Raw genomic sequence first — 17379 nt, forward strand, 5'->3', positions numbered from 1 at the left:
AATTTTCCGACCACTAGAAACTTTCATGATAGTTTCAATGAGGCGCTAGTGAAATTATTACGTCATGTATCGCTCAAACCACCAAAAGAACTAGCAGATATTATTATCTGCTAGTCCTCTTGGTTAATTTATTGCTTTCTATTCATCAACTTCCTCTATTGTTACATCCTCAGTAGTTCCTTCTTCAGTCGCTACCGATTCATCCTCTTCAAAAGGAATCATTATTTCTCCACTGGAGCTTCTCATATAGTTCAGATTCTGTTCTTCCCAATATTTCTCCTGCTCTTCTGGAGTCATCTTCTCTGTTGCTAGTAATTCATTACCGCGTAATTGCAATTCTGCCAACGCCTCTGAAATATTAATTTCATCATTAGTTACTTTACTAAAGGTTTGAGTGGCAATATTGTAGTATTCATATTGGAATCTTTCAGGAATCTTTGTGTAATCGATATTTTGAATTGCCGGTTTCAACTTATAAAATGCAGCATAATTTCGTTCCGAATCTAATTCCATATATTTAGTTCTCATTGGTAAGTTACCGTAAGATGATTTCGACTTCACACGTGCATACTCATCACCTGTAATGTAAGCGATGAGTTTCCATGCCTCTTCCACATTTGTTGAGGCTGCATTAATCGCAAACAGATTATAGTAATTTGTTGAATAGGAAGTATCCGGATTTTGTGATCCTACTGGTGCAGTAACCATATCCCAATTTTCAATAATATCTTCTGGATTTTGAGAATACGATTTTGCATTTTTAATTTCTTGCAAAACGTAGTTGCCATCTAATCGCATCGCGAGTCTACCAGAGAAAAACGGATCTCTGCTATAATAATCTCCTTCTTGCTCAAAGTAAACTATTCCGTCTTCGCCACCACCCCAAAGCATATCATCAAAGAATAATACTTCAGATTTCAATACGGATTGCGCTTCCTCTACAATGCTTGCCCAAGCTGGTGTATCTATCGTCATTTGTAATGTATTTTCATCATATACTTTCAAGCCCTCAGTGCTTGAAAGTGTATTAACCATGTCACTCAACTCTTTGCTCCAACTCATTTTCAGACCAAATATACGTTCTAATGGGTCACCGTCCGCCGGGAACATATTGGCAAGATTAATAACTTCGGTCCACGTCATTTGATCTGTTGGATAAGATACGTTATATTCATCGAATAGATCTTTGTTATAGTAAAGTACTTGCGTATGGAAGTTAGTAGGCAGAGCATACAAATTTCCGCCACCATATCCTTTCATAGCATCAATAACACCTGGAATAAGTCCATCTACATCATATTTTCCATCAGTTACATAGCTTTCGATATCGTATAGTTTACCTTCAGAACCCATTTCCTCCAATTGAGTCGTATCAATCATAAGTATATCTGGCTGCTCTTTTTCTATAAATGCAGCTAGTGCTTTGTTATAATCGTTATCGTTTTCTTCCATCAGTGTATTATGTATCTCATTTGTGCTAACTACTTGAATTTCAACATTAGGATAAAGTGCACTATACAACATTCCATACTCTCGGAAGAAACTGTCTTCGTTATGATACATGACTTTCAATGTACGTTCTTGATTTTCATTATCTGAACCCTCTTTGCCAAATCCTAAGCTACATCCTGTTAACATTGCTACAGTCAAGCATAGAGCAACGCCACCTTTAAGCCATTTTCTCATTTCTTAATTACACCCCTCTATTAAAATACTTACATTAATATAACGTTACATTAATGTAAAAAGTTTCATATTTTACATTATTTCATCAAGAAAGGCTAGCAGATACTATTATCTGCTAGCCTTTTCCGTTATTCTATTGCTTTCTATTCATCAACTTCCTCTATTGTTACATCCTCAGTAGTTCCTTCTTCAGTCGCTACCGATTCATCCTTTTTAAAAGGAATCATTATTTCTCACTGGAGCTTTCCATATACTTTTGCTGTTGTTCTTCCATGTATTTTTCTTGCTCTTCCGGAGTCATCTTCTCAGTTGCTAGTAATTCATTACCGCGTAATTGCAATTCTGCCAACGCCTCTGAAATATTAATTTCATCATTAGTTACTTTACTAAAGGTTTGAGTGGCAATATTGTAGTATTCATATTGGAATCTTTCAGGAATCTTTGTGTAATCGATATTTTGAATTGCCGGTTTCAACTTATAAAATGCAGCATAATTTCGTTCCGAATCTAATTCCATATATTTCGTACGTAACGATAAATCACCGGAAGAAGATTTTGATTTTACACGTGCATATTCATCACCTGTAATGTAAGCGATGAGTTTCCAAGCCTCTTCCACATTTGTTGAAGCTGCATTAATTCCAAATAAATTATAGTAGTTCGTAGAGTATGATGTATCCGGATTTTGCGATCCTACTGGTGCAGTAACAATATCCCAATTATCAATAATATCTTCTGGCTTTTGAGAATAAGATTTGGCATTTTCAATTTCATTTACAAGATAGCTGCCATCTAATTTCATCGCGAGTCTACCAGAAAAAAACGGATCACTACTAAAATAATCTCCGTTTTCCTCAAAATAAACTACACCGTCTCCCCCGCCACGACGCATATCTTCATAGAATAATACATCTGATTTCAATATGGATTGCGCTTGTTCTACAATACTTGCCCAAGCTGGAGTATCAATCGTCATTTGTAATGTATTTTCATCAAAAACTTTCAAACCTTCTGTGCTTGAAAGTGTATTAACCATGTCACTCAACTCTTTACTCCAACTCATTTTCAGACCAAATATACGCTCTAATGGGTCACCATCTGCTGGGAACATGTTTGCAAGATTAATAACTTCGGTCCACGACATTTGATCTGTTGGATAAGGTACGTTATGTTCATCAAATAGATCTTTGTTATAGTAAAGCACTTGCGTATAGAAGCTAGTAGGCATAGCATATAATTTACCACCGCCATATTCTTTCATTGCATCAATAGCACCAGGTACAAGTCCATCTGCATTATATTTGCTATCCATTACATAGCTTTCGATATCATATAGCTTTCCTTCTGAACCCATTTTTTCTAATTGTGTTGGATCAATCATGAGGACATCCGGCTGCTCTTTTTCAATAAATGCAGCTAGTGCTTTGTTATAATCGTTATCGTATTCTTCCATCAGTGTATTATGTATCTCATTCGTGTTAACAACTTGAATTTCAACATTAGGATAAAGTGCGCTATACAGCATTCCATACTGTTGGAAGAAGCTGTTTTCGTCATAATACATAATCTTCAATGTACGTGCTTCATTTTCATTATCGGAACCGTCTTGTCCAAATCCTAAGCTGCATCCTGTTAACATTGCTACAGTCAAGCATAGTGCAACGCCACTTTTAAGCCATTTTCTCATTTCTTGGTTACACCCCTCTATTAAATTACTTACATTAATATAACGTTATATCCAATAGATATGTTTCATTTTTCCATTTTTTCCTCAAATGACTTTTTAAGTTATATTGTTACTACTCAGGAAAGTAACCACTTTATGGGGTGTATAAATCACGAAAAGGCTAGCAGAAATTATCATCTGCTAGCCTTTTTTCGTTAACATATTGCATTCTATTCCATAATCTCAGTCGTTACAGCCTCAGTAAACTTGCCTCATCTACAGTTGCTTAACGAGCCATTTCTATACTTCCACTATTGCTTTCCATATACATTTGATTCTGCTCTTCCCAATATTTCTCTTGTTCTTCTTTCGTCATCTTGCCTGTCGCTAGCAATTCATTCCCACGTAATTGCAATTCTGCTAATGCCTCTGCAATCGTAATTTCACCATTATTTACTTTATTAAATATTTCAGTAGAAACATTGTAGTACTCATATTGATACATTTCAGGAGTCTTATTATAATCAATATCTACATCCAATGGTTTAAGCTTGTAGAATGCAGCATAGTTACGATCTGTACCTAATTCCATATATTTAGTTCTGAGTGGTAGATTACCATAGGATACTTTTGATTTTACACGTGCATACTCATCGCCAGTAATATATGAAAGTAAGTTCCATGCTTCCTCAACATTTGTTGAAGCTGCATTAATAGCAAATAAATTATAGTATCTTGTATAGACAGAAGCATCAGGATTTTGTGAACCTACTGGAGCAGTTACAATGTCCCAGTTTTCTACAATATCTTCTGGATTTTGAGCATATGTTTTTGCATCTTCAATTTGACTCACAAAATAGTTACCATCTACGCTCATTGCAAGTCTACCAGAGAAGAACGGATTATTGCTATAATAATCTCCGTCTTGCTCGAAATATATTACTCCGCCTTCGCCGCCACCATAAAGCATTTCATCATAGAACAATACATCTGAATTCAATACGGATTGCGCTTGCTCTACAATAGATGCCCAAGCTGGTGTATCAACAGTCATTTCCAATGTATTTTCATCAAAAGTTTTCAAGCCTTCTGTACTAGCAAGGATATTAACCATTTCGCTTAACTCTTTACCCCAGCCCATTTTCAGACCGAATACACGCTCTAATGGTTCTCCATCCTTAGGGAACATATTTGCAAGATTAATAACTTCCGGCCACGTCATCTGATCTGTAGGATATGGTACGTTATGTTCATCGAATAGATCCTTGTTATAGAAAAGTACTTGCGTAGAGAAGTTTGTTGGTATCGTGTATAAATTACCGCCACCATAACCTTTCATAGCATCAACAACACCTGGAGCTAGTCCATCTACATCATATTTACTATCTGTTACATAGCTTTCTATATCATATAGCTTACCTTCAGTAGCTAATTTTTCTACCTGTGTTGGCTCAAGCATCAGAATATCTGGCTGCTCTTTTTCGATAAATGCAGCTAGTGCTTTATCATAATCATTCTCATTCTCTTCCATCAGTGTATTGTGAATTTGATTTGATTCTACAACTTGAATTTCAACATTAGGATAAAGTGCACTATAAAGCATTCCATACTCTTGGAAGAAACTGCTTTCGTCGTAATACATAACCTTCAATGTACGTGCTTCATTTTCTTTGCCTGCACCATCTTTTCCAAAGCTGCATCCTGTTAACATAACTACGGTCAAGCATAGTGCAATTCCACTCGTCATCCATTTTCTCATCTCTTAGTTACACTCCTTAGTTGATCTACTTACACAATACTTACATCTATATAACGTGCAACAAAGGAAAAAGTTGCATATACCGATAACGTTCAGCTATTTCAATACTTTTTTCAGCAGTTTTAATTTATCCTTGTATGGCGGGAATAAAATACCAGGCTCTAACAGCGTCGTACGCTTCAACATACTTTTACGATGAGAAAATTGATCAAAGCTATGTTTGCCATGATAAGCACCAAGACCAGACGGTCCAACACCACCAAATGGAAGTTCATAATTAATGTAATGACTCAATGTATCATTAATACAACCACCACCGAATGAGATCGAAGCAACAATTCGTTGTTCAACCGCAGCATCTTCTGTAAATGCATATAAAGCGAGCGGCTTATCATATTGCTTGATAAATGCGATCGCTTCATCCAATGTATCATATTGAATGACTGTACAGATTGGTCCAAACACTTCTTCTTGCATCGCCTTCAGCGATGTAGGCTGCTTACAAGTCCCTCCACTTAGAAATGTTGGTGCAATATAACGTTGCTGTTCATCGTACTGACCACCGTATATGTAATGCTGCTCCACATTTTCTAACATCGACTTCAATCTTAAGAAATGAGTATCGCTCACAATTCGCCCATAATCTTCGCTTTCTAGCGGATTACTACTATAGAACTTGTGAATTGCCGCTCCCACTAATTTCATAAACGGCTCATAGATTGACTGCTCTACAAGTATGTAATCTGGTGCAATACAGGTCTGACCGTTGTTTAACAATTTGCCCCAGACCACTCGCTGCGCAGCGATTTCAAGCTTGGCTGTACGGTCCACAATAACAGGACTTTTGCCCCCAAGCTCTAAAGTTACCGGTATTAATCTTTCAGCGGCAGCCTTCGCCACAATTTTCCCAACCTTCGTACTTCCTGTAAAGAACATATAGTCAAATGGCGCATGAATTAACCAGCTTGTTTCTTCTTGGGCACCTTCTATTAATCGGATATATTGAGCATCAAATGTTTCTGCAATAAGATCGCGAAGTGCGGCTGATACATTGGGCGTATGTTCTGATGGCTTCACAATTGCACAATTTCCTGACGCTATTGCCGCTACTAATGGCTCTAATATAAGAGATGCAGGATAGTTGAACGGACCAATAATGAGTACGGAGCCATAAGGCTCCGATACAATATAGCTTGCTGTTCCAATTAGTGGTAACGGTGTCTTCACACGCTTCGGCTTTGCATAGCGATGTAAATTTTTGATCATATGAGAAATACTGTACAGCACTAAGCCAAGTTCCGAAGCATAGCCTTCTGTTTTACTTTTTCGCAAATCGAGATATAGTGCCTCTAAAATATTATGCTCGTGCTTTACAATCGCTTGCTTTAATTTCTGCAATTGTTGAATGCGAAATTGAAGCGAACGTGTTTCTCCACTTTCATAATAAGCCTGCTGCTGCTCCACCCATTGCGTAATCATTGTCTCCGTTACTTGACTCATACTATTCTCCCCTTCATATGCTATTATTATGGATTGCTCATAGGCAACTGCGCTGAATAGAGATCTGACATTTTCATTAATTCTAATATATAATCATAGTCGGCTCGCAAATCATTTCCAATATCAACCTGTTCCAATGTATTCAGATCAGTCGCTATACCATCGTTGAAGCCCAGACCTGGTACAAATAATACATCATCATTATAAAATGTACCCGTTGGCAAATAATATCTTACACCAATAATATTTGTTTCTGCATTCAGTAGATCAGTACCGAATAACGCTTGCTGATGAGCATCCATATCGATACCAAGAACATTGTAGATCGTTGGCAGCATATCAACTTGTCCAGCTACCGTCTCAATGACTTCGCCTTCCACACCAGGGATTGATAAAATAAATGGAATATTCATCCGACTAATTGTGCCGTGATAAGGAATTCCCAATTGCTCGGTAACCCAAGCTGGATCATTTTCTTTGGTTTGCAAGCCAGCGTGATCACCATATATGGCCATAATCGATTGCTCCCAAATACCAGCATCCTTCAATTGCTGAATGAAAATACCTAGTTGCTCATCTGTATAGCGTGCAGCCTGCAAATAATTACCTAGCTGTGTTTCAGCATATGCGCTAGGTAATATTAATTGCTGCTTTTCCTTTGGAACAACAAAGGGATGATGACTTGATGTCGTCAGTAGTTGCGCATAAAAAGATTGCTCTTCTTTGTGAAATTGCTTAAATTGCTGCAACACCACTTTATAAAATTGTTCATCCGAAGCACCAAAGCTATTGAAATGATCATTTTCAAAGCTTTTTGCATCGAAGTACTTGTTGAAACCTAGCGCAGGATACATTTTATCACGACTCCAGAAAGTTACATCATTAACATGGAACGTATAGGAGTCATATCCCTGTGTAGCCAATGTTCGTGGTAAACTTGGAACGATCTTTCCTTCCACAAAGCTACTCATATTAGGAGCCCCAAGCGGATATACTCCCGTATTCAGTAAAAATTCTGCATCTGACGTATTTCCTTCACCAATCTGCTGATATATACGCGGGAAATAGAAGCTATCTTGAATTAATGCGTTCAAATTCGGAGTAACCTCTTGATCTCCGACCTTCAATCCGATCACAAAGTTTTGAAATGATTCCAATTGCACTACGATAAGATTTCGACCTTCTGCTACACCATGATACATGGATTGATCAGGCTTATCCTGCTTTGCAAACCATTGCTGAATCTGCGCTAAATATTGAGCGCGCTCTTCCTCGCTCATTTTATCTACTGAATCCGTCTTTCCTTGTCCTAACACCGCAAATTGATACGTAATTACGCCTAAGCGATTAGCAAGCGCATGCTCATTTTCAATACTTGTCGAAGTGAAAACAATTGTACCGCTAACAATAAAGCTAAGTGTAAAAATAATTAATGCTCTAAATTTTGGACGTTTTTTCCTAGTTGCTGCCGTCCAATAAAGAGTTCTAACTTCTGGTCGACTGCCCCAAATAATCTTCATTATCGCCAGTACAATAAAGTCTACAAAATACAGACTCATATACGGCTCAATTGCTGACGTGATACTTTCACTAATTTGACCAACTTGCCCCAAATGAGTCAATGTTAAATAGGTAGGAATACTTCCATAGTAGCTATAGTATATTGAGGTAGCAAACCATATTAGTGATAACAGCATCGCGATAATATATTGTAGTGCAGTTCTCGCTTTACCACGCATAAAGATCGCTGGCAATGCCATCAGACAGATCATTGCTGCTATATCAGATACTACACCCCAAAGCGATAGATCTTGAATGGCGAATTGTCGAAACATAACTATTTTCAACAATAACATAATTGCTAATAAGACCCCTGGAAATTTGGTATACCATTGTACAAACTTTTTCATACTGTCCACTCCTTGGCTACGCATGTAGCTTACTTCATTACTTGTGTTCTTTCGATTATTGTCATTTTCAATGAGCAACAATAGTACAATCTTATCGCAACTGAGTGATCGATGAAAGCTTAACGATTAATCTATATGAATTCATTGTTGACATCATTAATATTTGCTATGATAGATATTAGAAATTTCTGACCCATTTAAGGAGGGCGAATGATGAGCGATCAATCCAATCAAAAAGATTTCCCTTACGGAAATCCAACAAGTAATAACGACTTGACCAATTCCGAGAGCCAACAATCAGACCAACAAACGAATCAACAAAATTCGAATAATGCTAATAACGAACAACATCAACAAGTGCCTTATAATAATCAATTCCAACAGCCTGGTCAACAAAATTTTCAACAAGCACAGCCACAATATCAACATTCTCAACAGCAACAGCAATATCAACAACAGCCACCTAACTATAATAATCAGCAGCCGTACAATGGGCAAGATCAATATTATGGGCAACCGCAAAATGGTAACTACCCCAATTATCAGAACAATCCATATCAGCAACCGCCTATCGTATATCGCACTAACAAAACGAATACGAAATCAATTATTGCGTTAATTCTCGGTATCGCTTCTATTAGTATTCCATATATAGGTTTTTTCATCGGGATTGCTGGAATTATATTAAGTGCGATGGCATTGAAAGAAATTCCTCGCAAGCAGGAGGATGGTAGAGGTCTAGCTATCGGCGGTTTAGTTACAAGCATTTTAGGTACACTGCTATACGGTATTTTGTTAATCTTTGTTGTTGGCGTGTTAATATTTGCAATGGATTCAAGTTCAAATATATATTATTAAAGCCTTTGAGGAGCAGCAAGAATGAAACTAAAATGCGTATCTTGGAACGTGAACGGCTTGCGTGCCGCTGTTACTAAAGGATTTCTCGATATTTTTCATGAGCAACAGGCAGATTTTTTCTGTTTGCAAGAAATTAAGCTACAAGCTGGCCAAATCGAGCTCGATCTAGGTTATTCATACCATCAATACTGGAATTATGCTATAAAAAAAGGGTACTCCGGTACAGCAATCTTTACGAAGCATAAACCATTATCCGTCTGGTACGGACTAGAAGATAATAGTGAAGATGAAGGTCGGATCATTACTCTAGAATATGAGAGCTATTATATATTGACTGTCTATACACCTAATGCGAAACGCGACCTCACTCGCTTACCTTATCGCCTTGAATGGGAGCAACGCTTCAAAGATTATGTGACGAAGCTCGCTGCCAATAAGGCTGTTATTATTTGCGGTGATCTCAATGTCGCCCATCTTGATCATGATGTGAAAAATGCGAAGGCTAACCTCGGTAATTCTGGTTTCACCTTTGAAGAACGTGCTTGTATGAGCAATCTACTGCGAGATAGCTTCACAGATACTTTCCGACATCTACATCCACTGGTTGAGGATAAATTTTCATGGTGGTCCTTTATGCCGAAAGTTCGCGAACGTAATATCGGCTGGAGAATTGACTACTTCCTTGTCTCTTCACAGTTAAAAGATCAGATTATCGAGGCAACGATTGAGGATCGTATACTAGGCAGTGATCATTGTCCAGTAACACTCACCGTAGAGGTAGTTTAACTTCCCGGCTCCATTAGTAAATCCACAACCAAATGAGGTTGTGGATTTTTGCTAATTTTGGAACGGATAAAGTTTCTATAAATTGTAGCGCAGTAGAAGGTTATTAATGTAATGGGGCGAAATCAGGAATTCTAACCAGAATTCAGTGGTGCTTACACTTATGCTATAATTTAATAAAGCGCTTCTGTGCTTTCACGAAAAATTGGATAAAGGATGCATTGACCAACCATGTATGAGAATCAGACTTCTATGCACCACAAGCTGTTTATTATCGGCGCAGGTGCTGCAGGACTAATAGCCGCTGTTACTGCGCGGGATCTGGGTATCGATACTGCCATTCTGGAGAGTAACGACCGGATTGGCAAGAAGATATTAACGACAGGTGATGGCCGTTGCAACATTACGAATGAATCCACTGCGACGGGTACGGATGAAGCGGCCGCTTTATCGCGCAAGTATCACAGTAATCAGGCCGGATTTCCATTGACGGTATTGCAGCAATTCGGCATCCGTCAAACCATTGACTTTTTCTACTCCCTCGGGCTTCCACTTACAAGATTGAAGGAAGGCTTGATGTATCCGATGTCGCTGCAGGCTGCATCGGTGCTGGATATTTTTGAGCTAGCGCTGAAGGATCGGAATGTTCCAGTATACCTCAATAACAAAGTGTTGGATGTTACCGTTTCGAAGGATCATCCCCGCTTCACGATTATATGCCAAACGGAGACAGAGGAGCAGGTTGTTTATACTAGCGAATATCTGTTTTTATGTGCAGGTGGCCTTACTGGTCCGAATACGGAAAAAGATAGCCCTAGTTATACGCTTGCCGAGCGTCTGGGACACACCTTGGTCGAGCCTATGCCGGCTATTGTGCAATTGAAGCTAGAACATCCACATATGAAGGCACTGGCCACTATCAAATTTCAGGGACAAGCCCACATCATCGTAAATGGTAAAGTCATCAGCAGCGCATATGGTGAAATTGCCTTCACGAACTATGGAATCTCAGGCCCGCCAATTCTCCAGCTAAGCAGGAAGGCAGCGTATCATCTTGCACAAGGAGACTCTGTAACCGTATCGGTTGATTTGATGCCGGGTCGGACCGATGAAGAGCTAGTTGAGTTTTTGGAAATGCACTGGGTGGACTTCGGACACCGGACTGTTGTTGATTCCCTCGTCGGCATCTTCAACAAGAAGTTGGTTCCCGCCCTGCTGAAGGAGGCAGGCATCGATCAGCAGCCAGACCTGCTTTGCCAGGATCTACCGCGAAAAGCCAAGGTGAAACTTTATCGAATCTTGAAACATTGGGAATTTAAAGTGACTGATACCAATGGCTTCGCGAATGCGCAAGTGACAGCGGGCGGCATCGATACGACTGAGCTAATCGAAGGAACGTTGGAATCTAAGCTAGTACCTGGGCTTTATTTGGCTGGCGAGGTGATCGATGTGGACGGGGATTTCGGCGGCTATAACCTGCAATGGGCCTGGAGTTCTGGTTATGTAGCCGCGATGGCGCTCGCTAAGCAAATGTAATGAATTTATAGGAAAAGGGATGCATCGATCACTATGTATAAGAATCAGAAGGCTAAGCACCATGAGCTATTAATTATCGGTGCAGGTGCTGCTGGTATAATGGCTGCCGTTACTGCGCGGGATCAAGGTATTGATACCGCAATTATTGATAGCAATGACCGGATTGGAAAGAAGATATTAACGACGGGCAATGGGCGCTGTAACATTACGAACGAATCCACTGCGACGGGTACGGATGAAGCAGTCGCTTTATCGCACAAGTATCACAGCAATCAAGCTGGATTTCCACTGCATGTGCTGCAGCAATTTGGTGTACGCCAAACGATCGACTTTTTCGCTTCGCTCGGGCTTCCTCTTGTAAGCCTGGAGGATGGTCGGATGTATCCGATGTCGTTGCAAGCTGCGTCTGTGCCGGGTGTTTTTCGACTTGCTCTCGAGGATCGGAATGTGCCGTTATATTTCAAGAATAAAGTGTTGGATATTACCGTCTCGACGGAACATCCGCGCTTCACGATTAAATGTCAAACGGAGACAGAGGAGCAGGTCATTTATACCAGCAAATACCTATTTCTATGTGCAGGTGGTCTTACCGCTCCGAAGACCGGAACAGATGGATCGGGTTATACGCTTGTCCAACGTCTAGGGCACACTGTAGTCGAACCAGTGCCGGGCATTGTGCAATTGAAGCTAGATTATCCGCATTTGAAGGAACTATCCGGCGTCAAATTCGAGGGACATGCCCATATTATCGTAAACAGTGAAGTCATCCGCAGCGAATATGGCGAAATTCTTTTTACGGACTATGGCGTCTCCGGCCCACCAATACTCCAGCTAAGCAGGAAGGCTGCGTATAATCTCGGAAGAGGAGAATCTGTGACTTTGTCGGTTGATTTGATGTCGGACCGTACGGAGGAAGAGGTAGTTGAATTTCTAGAAATGCACTGGGGGATCTTCGGACACCGGACTGTTGCGGATTCCCTTATCGGCATCATCAACAAGAAGTTGATTCCCGTCCTGCTGAAGGAGGCTGGAATTGATCAACAGCTTCACCTGCTTTGTCAGGATCTATCGTGGAAAACCAAGGAAATATTTTATCGAATCATGAAGCGTTGGGAGTTTAAAGTGACCGATACCAATAGCTTCACGAATGCGCAAACAACAGCCGGTGGTATCGATACGACTGAGCTGATCGAAGGAACGTTGGAATCTAAGCTAGTACCTGGGCTCTATTTGGCAGGCGAAGTGATGGATGTGGATGGAGATTGCGGTGGCTATAACCTGCAATGGGCCTGGAGCTCCGGATATGCCTCTGCTATGGCGCTTGCTGATCGACGTACAAGGCAACCACGTAAGTGAATAGAATAACCAAAACTAATATGTAACTATGATAAATGCCCTTGTCAGTAGGAATTTACCTCCTACTGACAAGGGCATTTATCATGGGCAACCTAAAGATTAGTGGTGCAATTATGCTAATGGAATACGATATTCTGAATGGGTTTCAACAATATGTTCCCCTTGATCGAATATCCAGCTGAAGTGAAATTGATTCCCTTCATAACTAGTACGCTGACGAATATCAGGTATAATCGTCGTTTCCAAATGAGTCTGGATCACTTGCTCCATATCTTGCAGCTTCTGCAACGTTTCCTGAGCTAAAGCGTTAGCCTCTTCTTCCGGTAAGCTCTGCAAAAAATAGATTTGTGCAACGTCCTCTGTAGTCAAGCCATCCTCAAGAACAATCCCACCACCACGAAATACTTCCTTCACAATACTGATCCAATCCGCTACTAGATCCATTTCAATCTCATACATATGTTTTTATGCTCCAATCTGTCATATAAGTTCGTGATCACAAGCGAAAATCTTAATCGAGTTCTACTTCGCCTGAACCACCATTCGCAAACTGACTCATGTATAGCTCCGCATAGAATCCACCACTAGCTAGCAATTGATCATGAGTACCTTGCTCGATTACCGAACCTTGATTCATTACTAGTATAAGATCAGCATCTTTAATTGTCGATAGACGATGCGCAATCACGAAGCTCGTCCTACCTTCCATCAAGTTGTTCATCGCTTGCTGAATATGAAGTTCTGTACGTGTATCAACACTACTCGTTGCTTCATCAAGAATAAGCATCGCTGGGTCCGCAAGAATAGCTCTAGCGATCGTAAGTAATTGCTTCTGGCCCGAGGAAATATTAGATGCTTCTTCATTCAACACGGTATCATAGCCTTCTGGAAGCGTACGAATAAAGTGATCCGCATGAGCTGCCTTCGCTGCTGCAATAATTTCTGATTCAGTAGCGCCAGCACGACCATAAGCAATATTATCGTGAATTGTACCGTTGAATAGCCATGTGTCTTGTAGTACCATACCGAACAATGAACGGACGTACGAACGCTCCAATTGATCAATGGGTTTACCATCAATCGTAATTGCACCAGCTTGAATATTGTAGAAGCGCATCAATAGATTAACGAGTGTTGTTTTCCCTGCACCTGTCGGTCCAACAATCGCAATCATCTGACCACTTTTCACATCAAGATTCAAATCTTCCATCAGTACGGCATCATCCTTATAGCCAAACTTAACATGTTGGAATGATACATCGCCCTGTGGATTTTCAATTTTCACATTAGTGTTCACATCTTTTTGTTCTTCTACCTCATCCAGTAATTCGAATACACGCTCTGCTGAGGCAATCGTCGATTGAATAATGTTAGCAATATTAGCTGTCTGTGTAATTGGCATTGTAAATTGTCTAGCATATTGAATGAAGGCTAGTATACCACCGACGTTAATGCTGCCTTTCGTCACTTGAATACCGCCGACTACACAAATAAGTACGTAGCCGATATTACCGATAAAGCCCATTAGCGGCATCATAATCCCCGACATAAACTGGGCGCGCCAGCTCGATTGATAAAGCTTATCGTTCATTTCCTCAAAGTGCTCAATCGATTCCTGCTCACGACCGAATGCCTTCACAATGATATGACCTGTAAACATTTCTTCTACATGACCATTCAATTCGCCTAATTCTTTCTGTTGATTTTTGAAATGGCGTTGTGATTTCTTCGCGATAAAGGCAATCACGACAAAGCTTAATGGTAAGGTAAGAATAATAATTAGCGTCAATAACGGGCTAATCGTTAGCATCATAATGATAATCCCGATAATGGTTACAACGGAAGTAATCATTTGCGTTAAGCTCTGTTGCAGAGTGTTTGCCACATTATCTACATCATTGACAACTCGGCTAAGAATATCTCCATTGGAACGAGAATCAAAAAACTTAAGTGGTAATCTACCTAATTTATGATTCACATCTTCTCGCAGCTGATAGACGACACGCTGTGCTACTTTTGCCATGAGAAACTGCTGGACAAACCCAAATACCGCACTAATTACGTATAAAAGGGCTAATATCGCAAGGAGAAAAGTAATCTGCTTAAAATCGATTCCAGCATCGGCAGCACCCTGTATTTTGGCAAACCAACCCTCAAAAATAACATTAACAGCCTCACCTAATATTTTAGGACTTACAATGGCAAAAATCGTGCTTAAGATCGCCGTTAGGAACACAACAAGCAGCCGTACTTGATATGGCTTCAAATATTGCAATAATCGCTTGAGTGTACCTTTAAAGTTTTTCGCCTTCGCTCCTGGCATCATCATGCCCGGAGGGCCACCACCTGGGCCACCACGAGGTCCGCCTGCACTATGTTTATTATCTGTGTGAGTTGCTCTTTCACTCTTACTCATGCGCTCTCCTCCTCTGTTAACTGGGATTGCACAATTTCACGATAGACGTCTGATGACTCTAACAGCTCCGCATGAGTTCCTTTGCCAACAAGCTCGCCTTCATCGAGCACAATAATTTGATCGGCGTTCATAACCGTACTAATACGTTGTGCAACGATGATCATTGCTGCATCAGATACTTGATCCTTGAGCGCATCTCTAAGCGTTGAATCTGTCTTATAATCTAACGCTGAGAAGCTGTCGTCGAACAGATATAGACTAGGACGTCGAACAAGTGCACGAGCAATCGATAGACGTTGCTTCTGTCCTCCCGATATATTCGTTCCACCTTGAGCTAATATCGTATCAAAACCTTGCTCCATTTTCTCAATAAAGCCAATCGCTTGAGCAATCGTTGCCGCTTCGCGAAGTTCCTCATCTGTGGCATCTTGCTTTCCTTGACGAATATTTTCAGCAATCGTTCCACTAAAAATGGTCGTTTTTTGCGGTACCAGTGAAATATTTCCTCTTAATTGTTCAATCGACCAATTTTTCACGTTAACGCCTGAAAAGTCAATGGAGCCTTCATTACAATCAAAGAAACGCTCAATAAGGTTAATAATCGTCGACTTACCTGAACCCGTCCCACCTATAATTGCCGTTACTTCTCCAGGTCTACATTCAAAGTTAATATTCGAAATAGCGGGTTTTTCAGCCCCCGGATATGTAAATGAAACATTATTAAAGTTAACTGTACCTAATGCTTGCTTAGTACTCACCGCTTGTGCATGATGATCTGTAATCGTTGGTTCTATATCTAATACCTCATTAATACGAGCAGCCGATACTTGCGCACGAGGCAACATCACAATCATCATCGACATCATCACAAGCGAGAACATAATTTGCATCGCATATTGGATGAACGCCATCAGATCACCTACCAGCATTTCTCCCATATCAATCCGCTGACTACCAAACCATATAATACCAATTGTAGATAGATTCATAATAAGCATCATTAGCGGCATCATAAATGCCATAATTTGATTGACTTTCACAGCCGTATTCATAAGATCAGCATTGGAATCTGTAAATCGTGTTTGCTCATAGCCCGTACGGTTAAATGCGCGAATAACACGAATACCCGTTAAGCTTTCACGAAGCACTAAATTAATACGATCTAGTTTCTTCTGCATAATTTTGAAGAACGGCATACCTTTTCTAATGATTAGCAGAATCGTTACTACTAACACCGGAATTGATATTAATAGTACCATTGAAAGTTGACTATCTTTGGAAAATGCCATAATCAGACCACCGATACACATCATCGGTGCCATGACCATCATTCTTAACATCATTAATAATACTTGTTGAACTTGATTAATATCATTCGTCGTCCGCGTAATAAGCGAGGCTGTTCCTACTTGATCAAACTCTTGCAACGAAAATCCTTCTACTTTAGTAAATACCTTTTTCCGTACAATTTTCCCGAACACTGATGATACTTTAGCAGCAAAGAAGCTTGCAAATATGGCTACGATTGTACCCCCGATGGAAACGAGCAGCATCACTCCACCCATGCTCCAAATATAATTGAGATCACCTTTATTGATACCTAGATCCACAATATCTGACATCAATGTGGGCAAATACAAATCCGATAATGCCTGCAATAGAACCAATATTAAAATGCAGATAATTGTAAACGTATAAGGCTTTAAGACTCGAAATAATTTTAGCAATTAAACACTCCTTCTTTCCTTATGTAGATACACTCGACCATACATTTAACAATATTAACTTCTTTTAGTTCTAAAATTTATTCGCTAAGCAAATTATATCAATTCTTTCATTAAAATATCAACTTATTGCAAATGGCATCCATCCTCAACAAAAAATCAGTTCTCCACTCTTTATAAAGAGT

The 17379-nt window shown here is 39.9% G+C and carries 12 protein-coding genes; 4 read left to right on the forward strand and 8 right to left on the reverse strand.

Annotated features, from left to right (window positions below; genetic code table 11):
- Positions 1–138: 138 nt before the first annotated feature.
- The 5 genes from AC1TPB_RS04275 to AC1TPB_RS04295 all read right to left on the reverse strand — a co-directional run bounded on the left by AC1TPB_RS04275 (position 139) and on the right by AC1TPB_RS04295 (position 8521).
- Complete coding sequence (locus AC1TPB_RS04275) at positions 139–1686, reverse strand: ABC transporter substrate-binding protein (RefSeq protein ID WP_482075344.1); 1548 nt, start codon at positions 1684–1686, stop codon at positions 139–141.
- A 226-nt stretch (positions 1687–1912) separates the two neighbouring features.
- On the reverse strand, positions 1913–3373 hold the full coding sequence (locus tag AC1TPB_RS04280) for an ABC transporter substrate-binding protein (protein WP_482075345.1): 1461 nt from the start codon (positions 3371–3373) through the stop codon (positions 1913–1915).
- Between the two features lie 265 nt (positions 3374–3638).
- Positions 3639–5111 (reverse strand): ABC transporter substrate-binding protein, encoded by a 1473-nt coding sequence (locus tag AC1TPB_RS04285; RefSeq protein WP_482075346.1) that lies wholly within the window; start codon positions 5109–5111, stop codon positions 3639–3641.
- Between the two features lie 96 nt (positions 5112–5207).
- Positions 5208–6611, reverse strand: a complete 1404-nt coding sequence (locus AC1TPB_RS04290) for an aldehyde dehydrogenase (RefSeq protein WP_482075347.1) — start codon at positions 6609–6611, stop codon at positions 5208–5210.
- A gap of 26 nt (positions 6612–6637) precedes the next feature.
- On the reverse strand, positions 6638–8521 hold the full coding sequence (locus AC1TPB_RS04295; RefSeq protein ID WP_482075348.1) for an LTA synthase family protein: 1884 nt from the start codon (positions 8519–8521) through the stop codon (positions 6638–6640).
- A gap of 210 nt (positions 8522–8731) precedes the next feature.
- Between AC1TPB_RS04295 and AC1TPB_RS04300 the strand changes: the two genes are divergently transcribed.
- The 4 genes from AC1TPB_RS04300 to AC1TPB_RS04315 all read left to right on the forward strand — a co-directional run bounded on the left by AC1TPB_RS04300 (position 8732) and on the right by AC1TPB_RS04315 (position 13054).
- Positions 8732–9379: a DUF4190 domain-containing protein gene (locus AC1TPB_RS04300; RefSeq protein ID WP_482075349.1), complete on the forward strand. Its 648-nt coding sequence runs from the start codon at positions 8732–8734 to the stop codon at positions 9377–9379.
- Positions 9380–9400: 21 nt separating this feature from the next.
- The gene (locus AC1TPB_RS04305; RefSeq protein ID WP_482075350.1) at positions 9401–10165 is read left to right on the forward strand and encodes an exodeoxyribonuclease III; all 765 of its coding nucleotides are present in this window, start codon (positions 9401–9403) and stop codon (positions 10163–10165) included.
- Between the two features lie 228 nt (positions 10166–10393).
- Entirely contained in the window at positions 10394–11698 is a 1305-nt protein-coding gene (locus tag AC1TPB_RS04310; RefSeq protein WP_482075351.1) for an aminoacetone oxidase family FAD-binding enzyme, read from the forward strand.
- A gap of 33 nt (positions 11699–11731) precedes the next feature.
- Positions 11732–13054 (forward strand): BaiN/RdsA family NAD(P)/FAD-dependent oxidoreductase, encoded by a 1323-nt coding sequence (locus tag AC1TPB_RS04315; RefSeq protein ID WP_482075352.1) that lies wholly within the window; start codon positions 11732–11734, stop codon positions 13052–13054.
- A gap of 111 nt (positions 13055–13165) precedes the next feature.
- Here the strand turns inward: AC1TPB_RS04315 and AC1TPB_RS04320 are convergent, their stop codons facing one another.
- Genes AC1TPB_RS04320 through AC1TPB_RS04330 form a run of 3 tightly spaced genes read right to left on the reverse strand, consistent with a single transcriptional unit; the run spans position 13166 to position 17197 of the window.
- Positions 13166–13513, reverse strand: a complete 348-nt coding sequence (locus AC1TPB_RS04320; protein WP_482075353.1) for a hypothetical protein — start codon at positions 13511–13513, stop codon at positions 13166–13168.
- 52 nt (positions 13514–13565) lie between these two features.
- Positions 13566–15470 carry an ABC transporter ATP-binding protein gene (locus AC1TPB_RS04325; protein WP_482075354.1) on the reverse strand — a complete coding sequence of 635 codons (1905 nt, stop codon included), beginning with the start codon at positions 15468–15470 and terminating at the stop codon, positions 13566–13568.
- Positions 15467–17197, reverse strand: a complete 1731-nt coding sequence (locus tag AC1TPB_RS04330; RefSeq protein ID WP_482075355.1) for an ABC transporter ATP-binding protein — start codon at positions 17195–17197, stop codon at positions 15467–15469. The genes AC1TPB_RS04325 and AC1TPB_RS04330 overlap by 4 nt, the downstream gene beginning before the upstream one ends.
- Between the last annotated feature and the right edge of the window lie 182 nt (positions 17198–17379).

Source organism: Paenibacillus sp. Y951 (assembly GCF_056786395.1).

Excerpts from the sequence above, each read along its gene's own strand:
- AC1TPB_RS04325 (WP_482075354.1), bottom strand. The coding sequence starts at position 15,470 with ATGAGTAAGAGTGAAAGAGCAACTCACACAGATAATAAACATAGTGCA.
- AC1TPB_RS04280 (WP_482075345.1), bottom strand. The coding sequence starts at position 3,373 with ATGAGAAAATGGCTTAAAAGTGGCGTTGCACTATGCTTGACTGTAGCA.
- AC1TPB_RS04295 (WP_482075348.1), bottom strand. The coding sequence starts at position 8,521 with ATGAAAAAGTTTGTACAATGGTATACCAAATTTCCAGGGGTCTTATTA.
- AC1TPB_RS04310 (WP_482075351.1), top strand. The coding sequence starts at position 10,394 with ATGTATGAGAATCAGACTTCTATGCACCACAAGCTGTTTATTATCGGC.
- AC1TPB_RS04275 (WP_482075344.1), bottom strand. The coding sequence starts at position 1,686 with ATGAGAAAATGGCTTAAAGGTGGCGTTGCTCTATGCTTGACTGTAGCA.
- AC1TPB_RS04320 (WP_482075353.1), bottom strand. The coding sequence starts at position 13,513 with ATGTATGAGATTGAAATGGATCTAGTAGCGGATTGGATCAGTATTGTG.
- AC1TPB_RS04290 (WP_482075347.1), bottom strand. The coding sequence starts at position 6,611 with ATGAGTCAAGTAACGGAGACAATGATTACGCAATGGGTGGAGCAGCAG.
- AC1TPB_RS04300 (WP_482075349.1), top strand. The coding sequence starts at position 8,732 with ATGATGAGCGATCAATCCAATCAAAAAGATTTCCCTTACGGAAATCCA.
- AC1TPB_RS04305 (WP_482075350.1), top strand. The coding sequence starts at position 9,401 with ATGAAACTAAAATGCGTATCTTGGAACGTGAACGGCTTGCGTGCCGCT.
- AC1TPB_RS04315 (WP_482075352.1), top strand. The coding sequence starts at position 11,732 with ATGTATAAGAATCAGAAGGCTAAGCACCATGAGCTATTAATTATCGGT.
- AC1TPB_RS04285 (WP_482075346.1), bottom strand. The coding sequence starts at position 5,111 with ATGAGAAAATGGATGACGAGTGGAATTGCACTATGCTTGACCGTAGTT.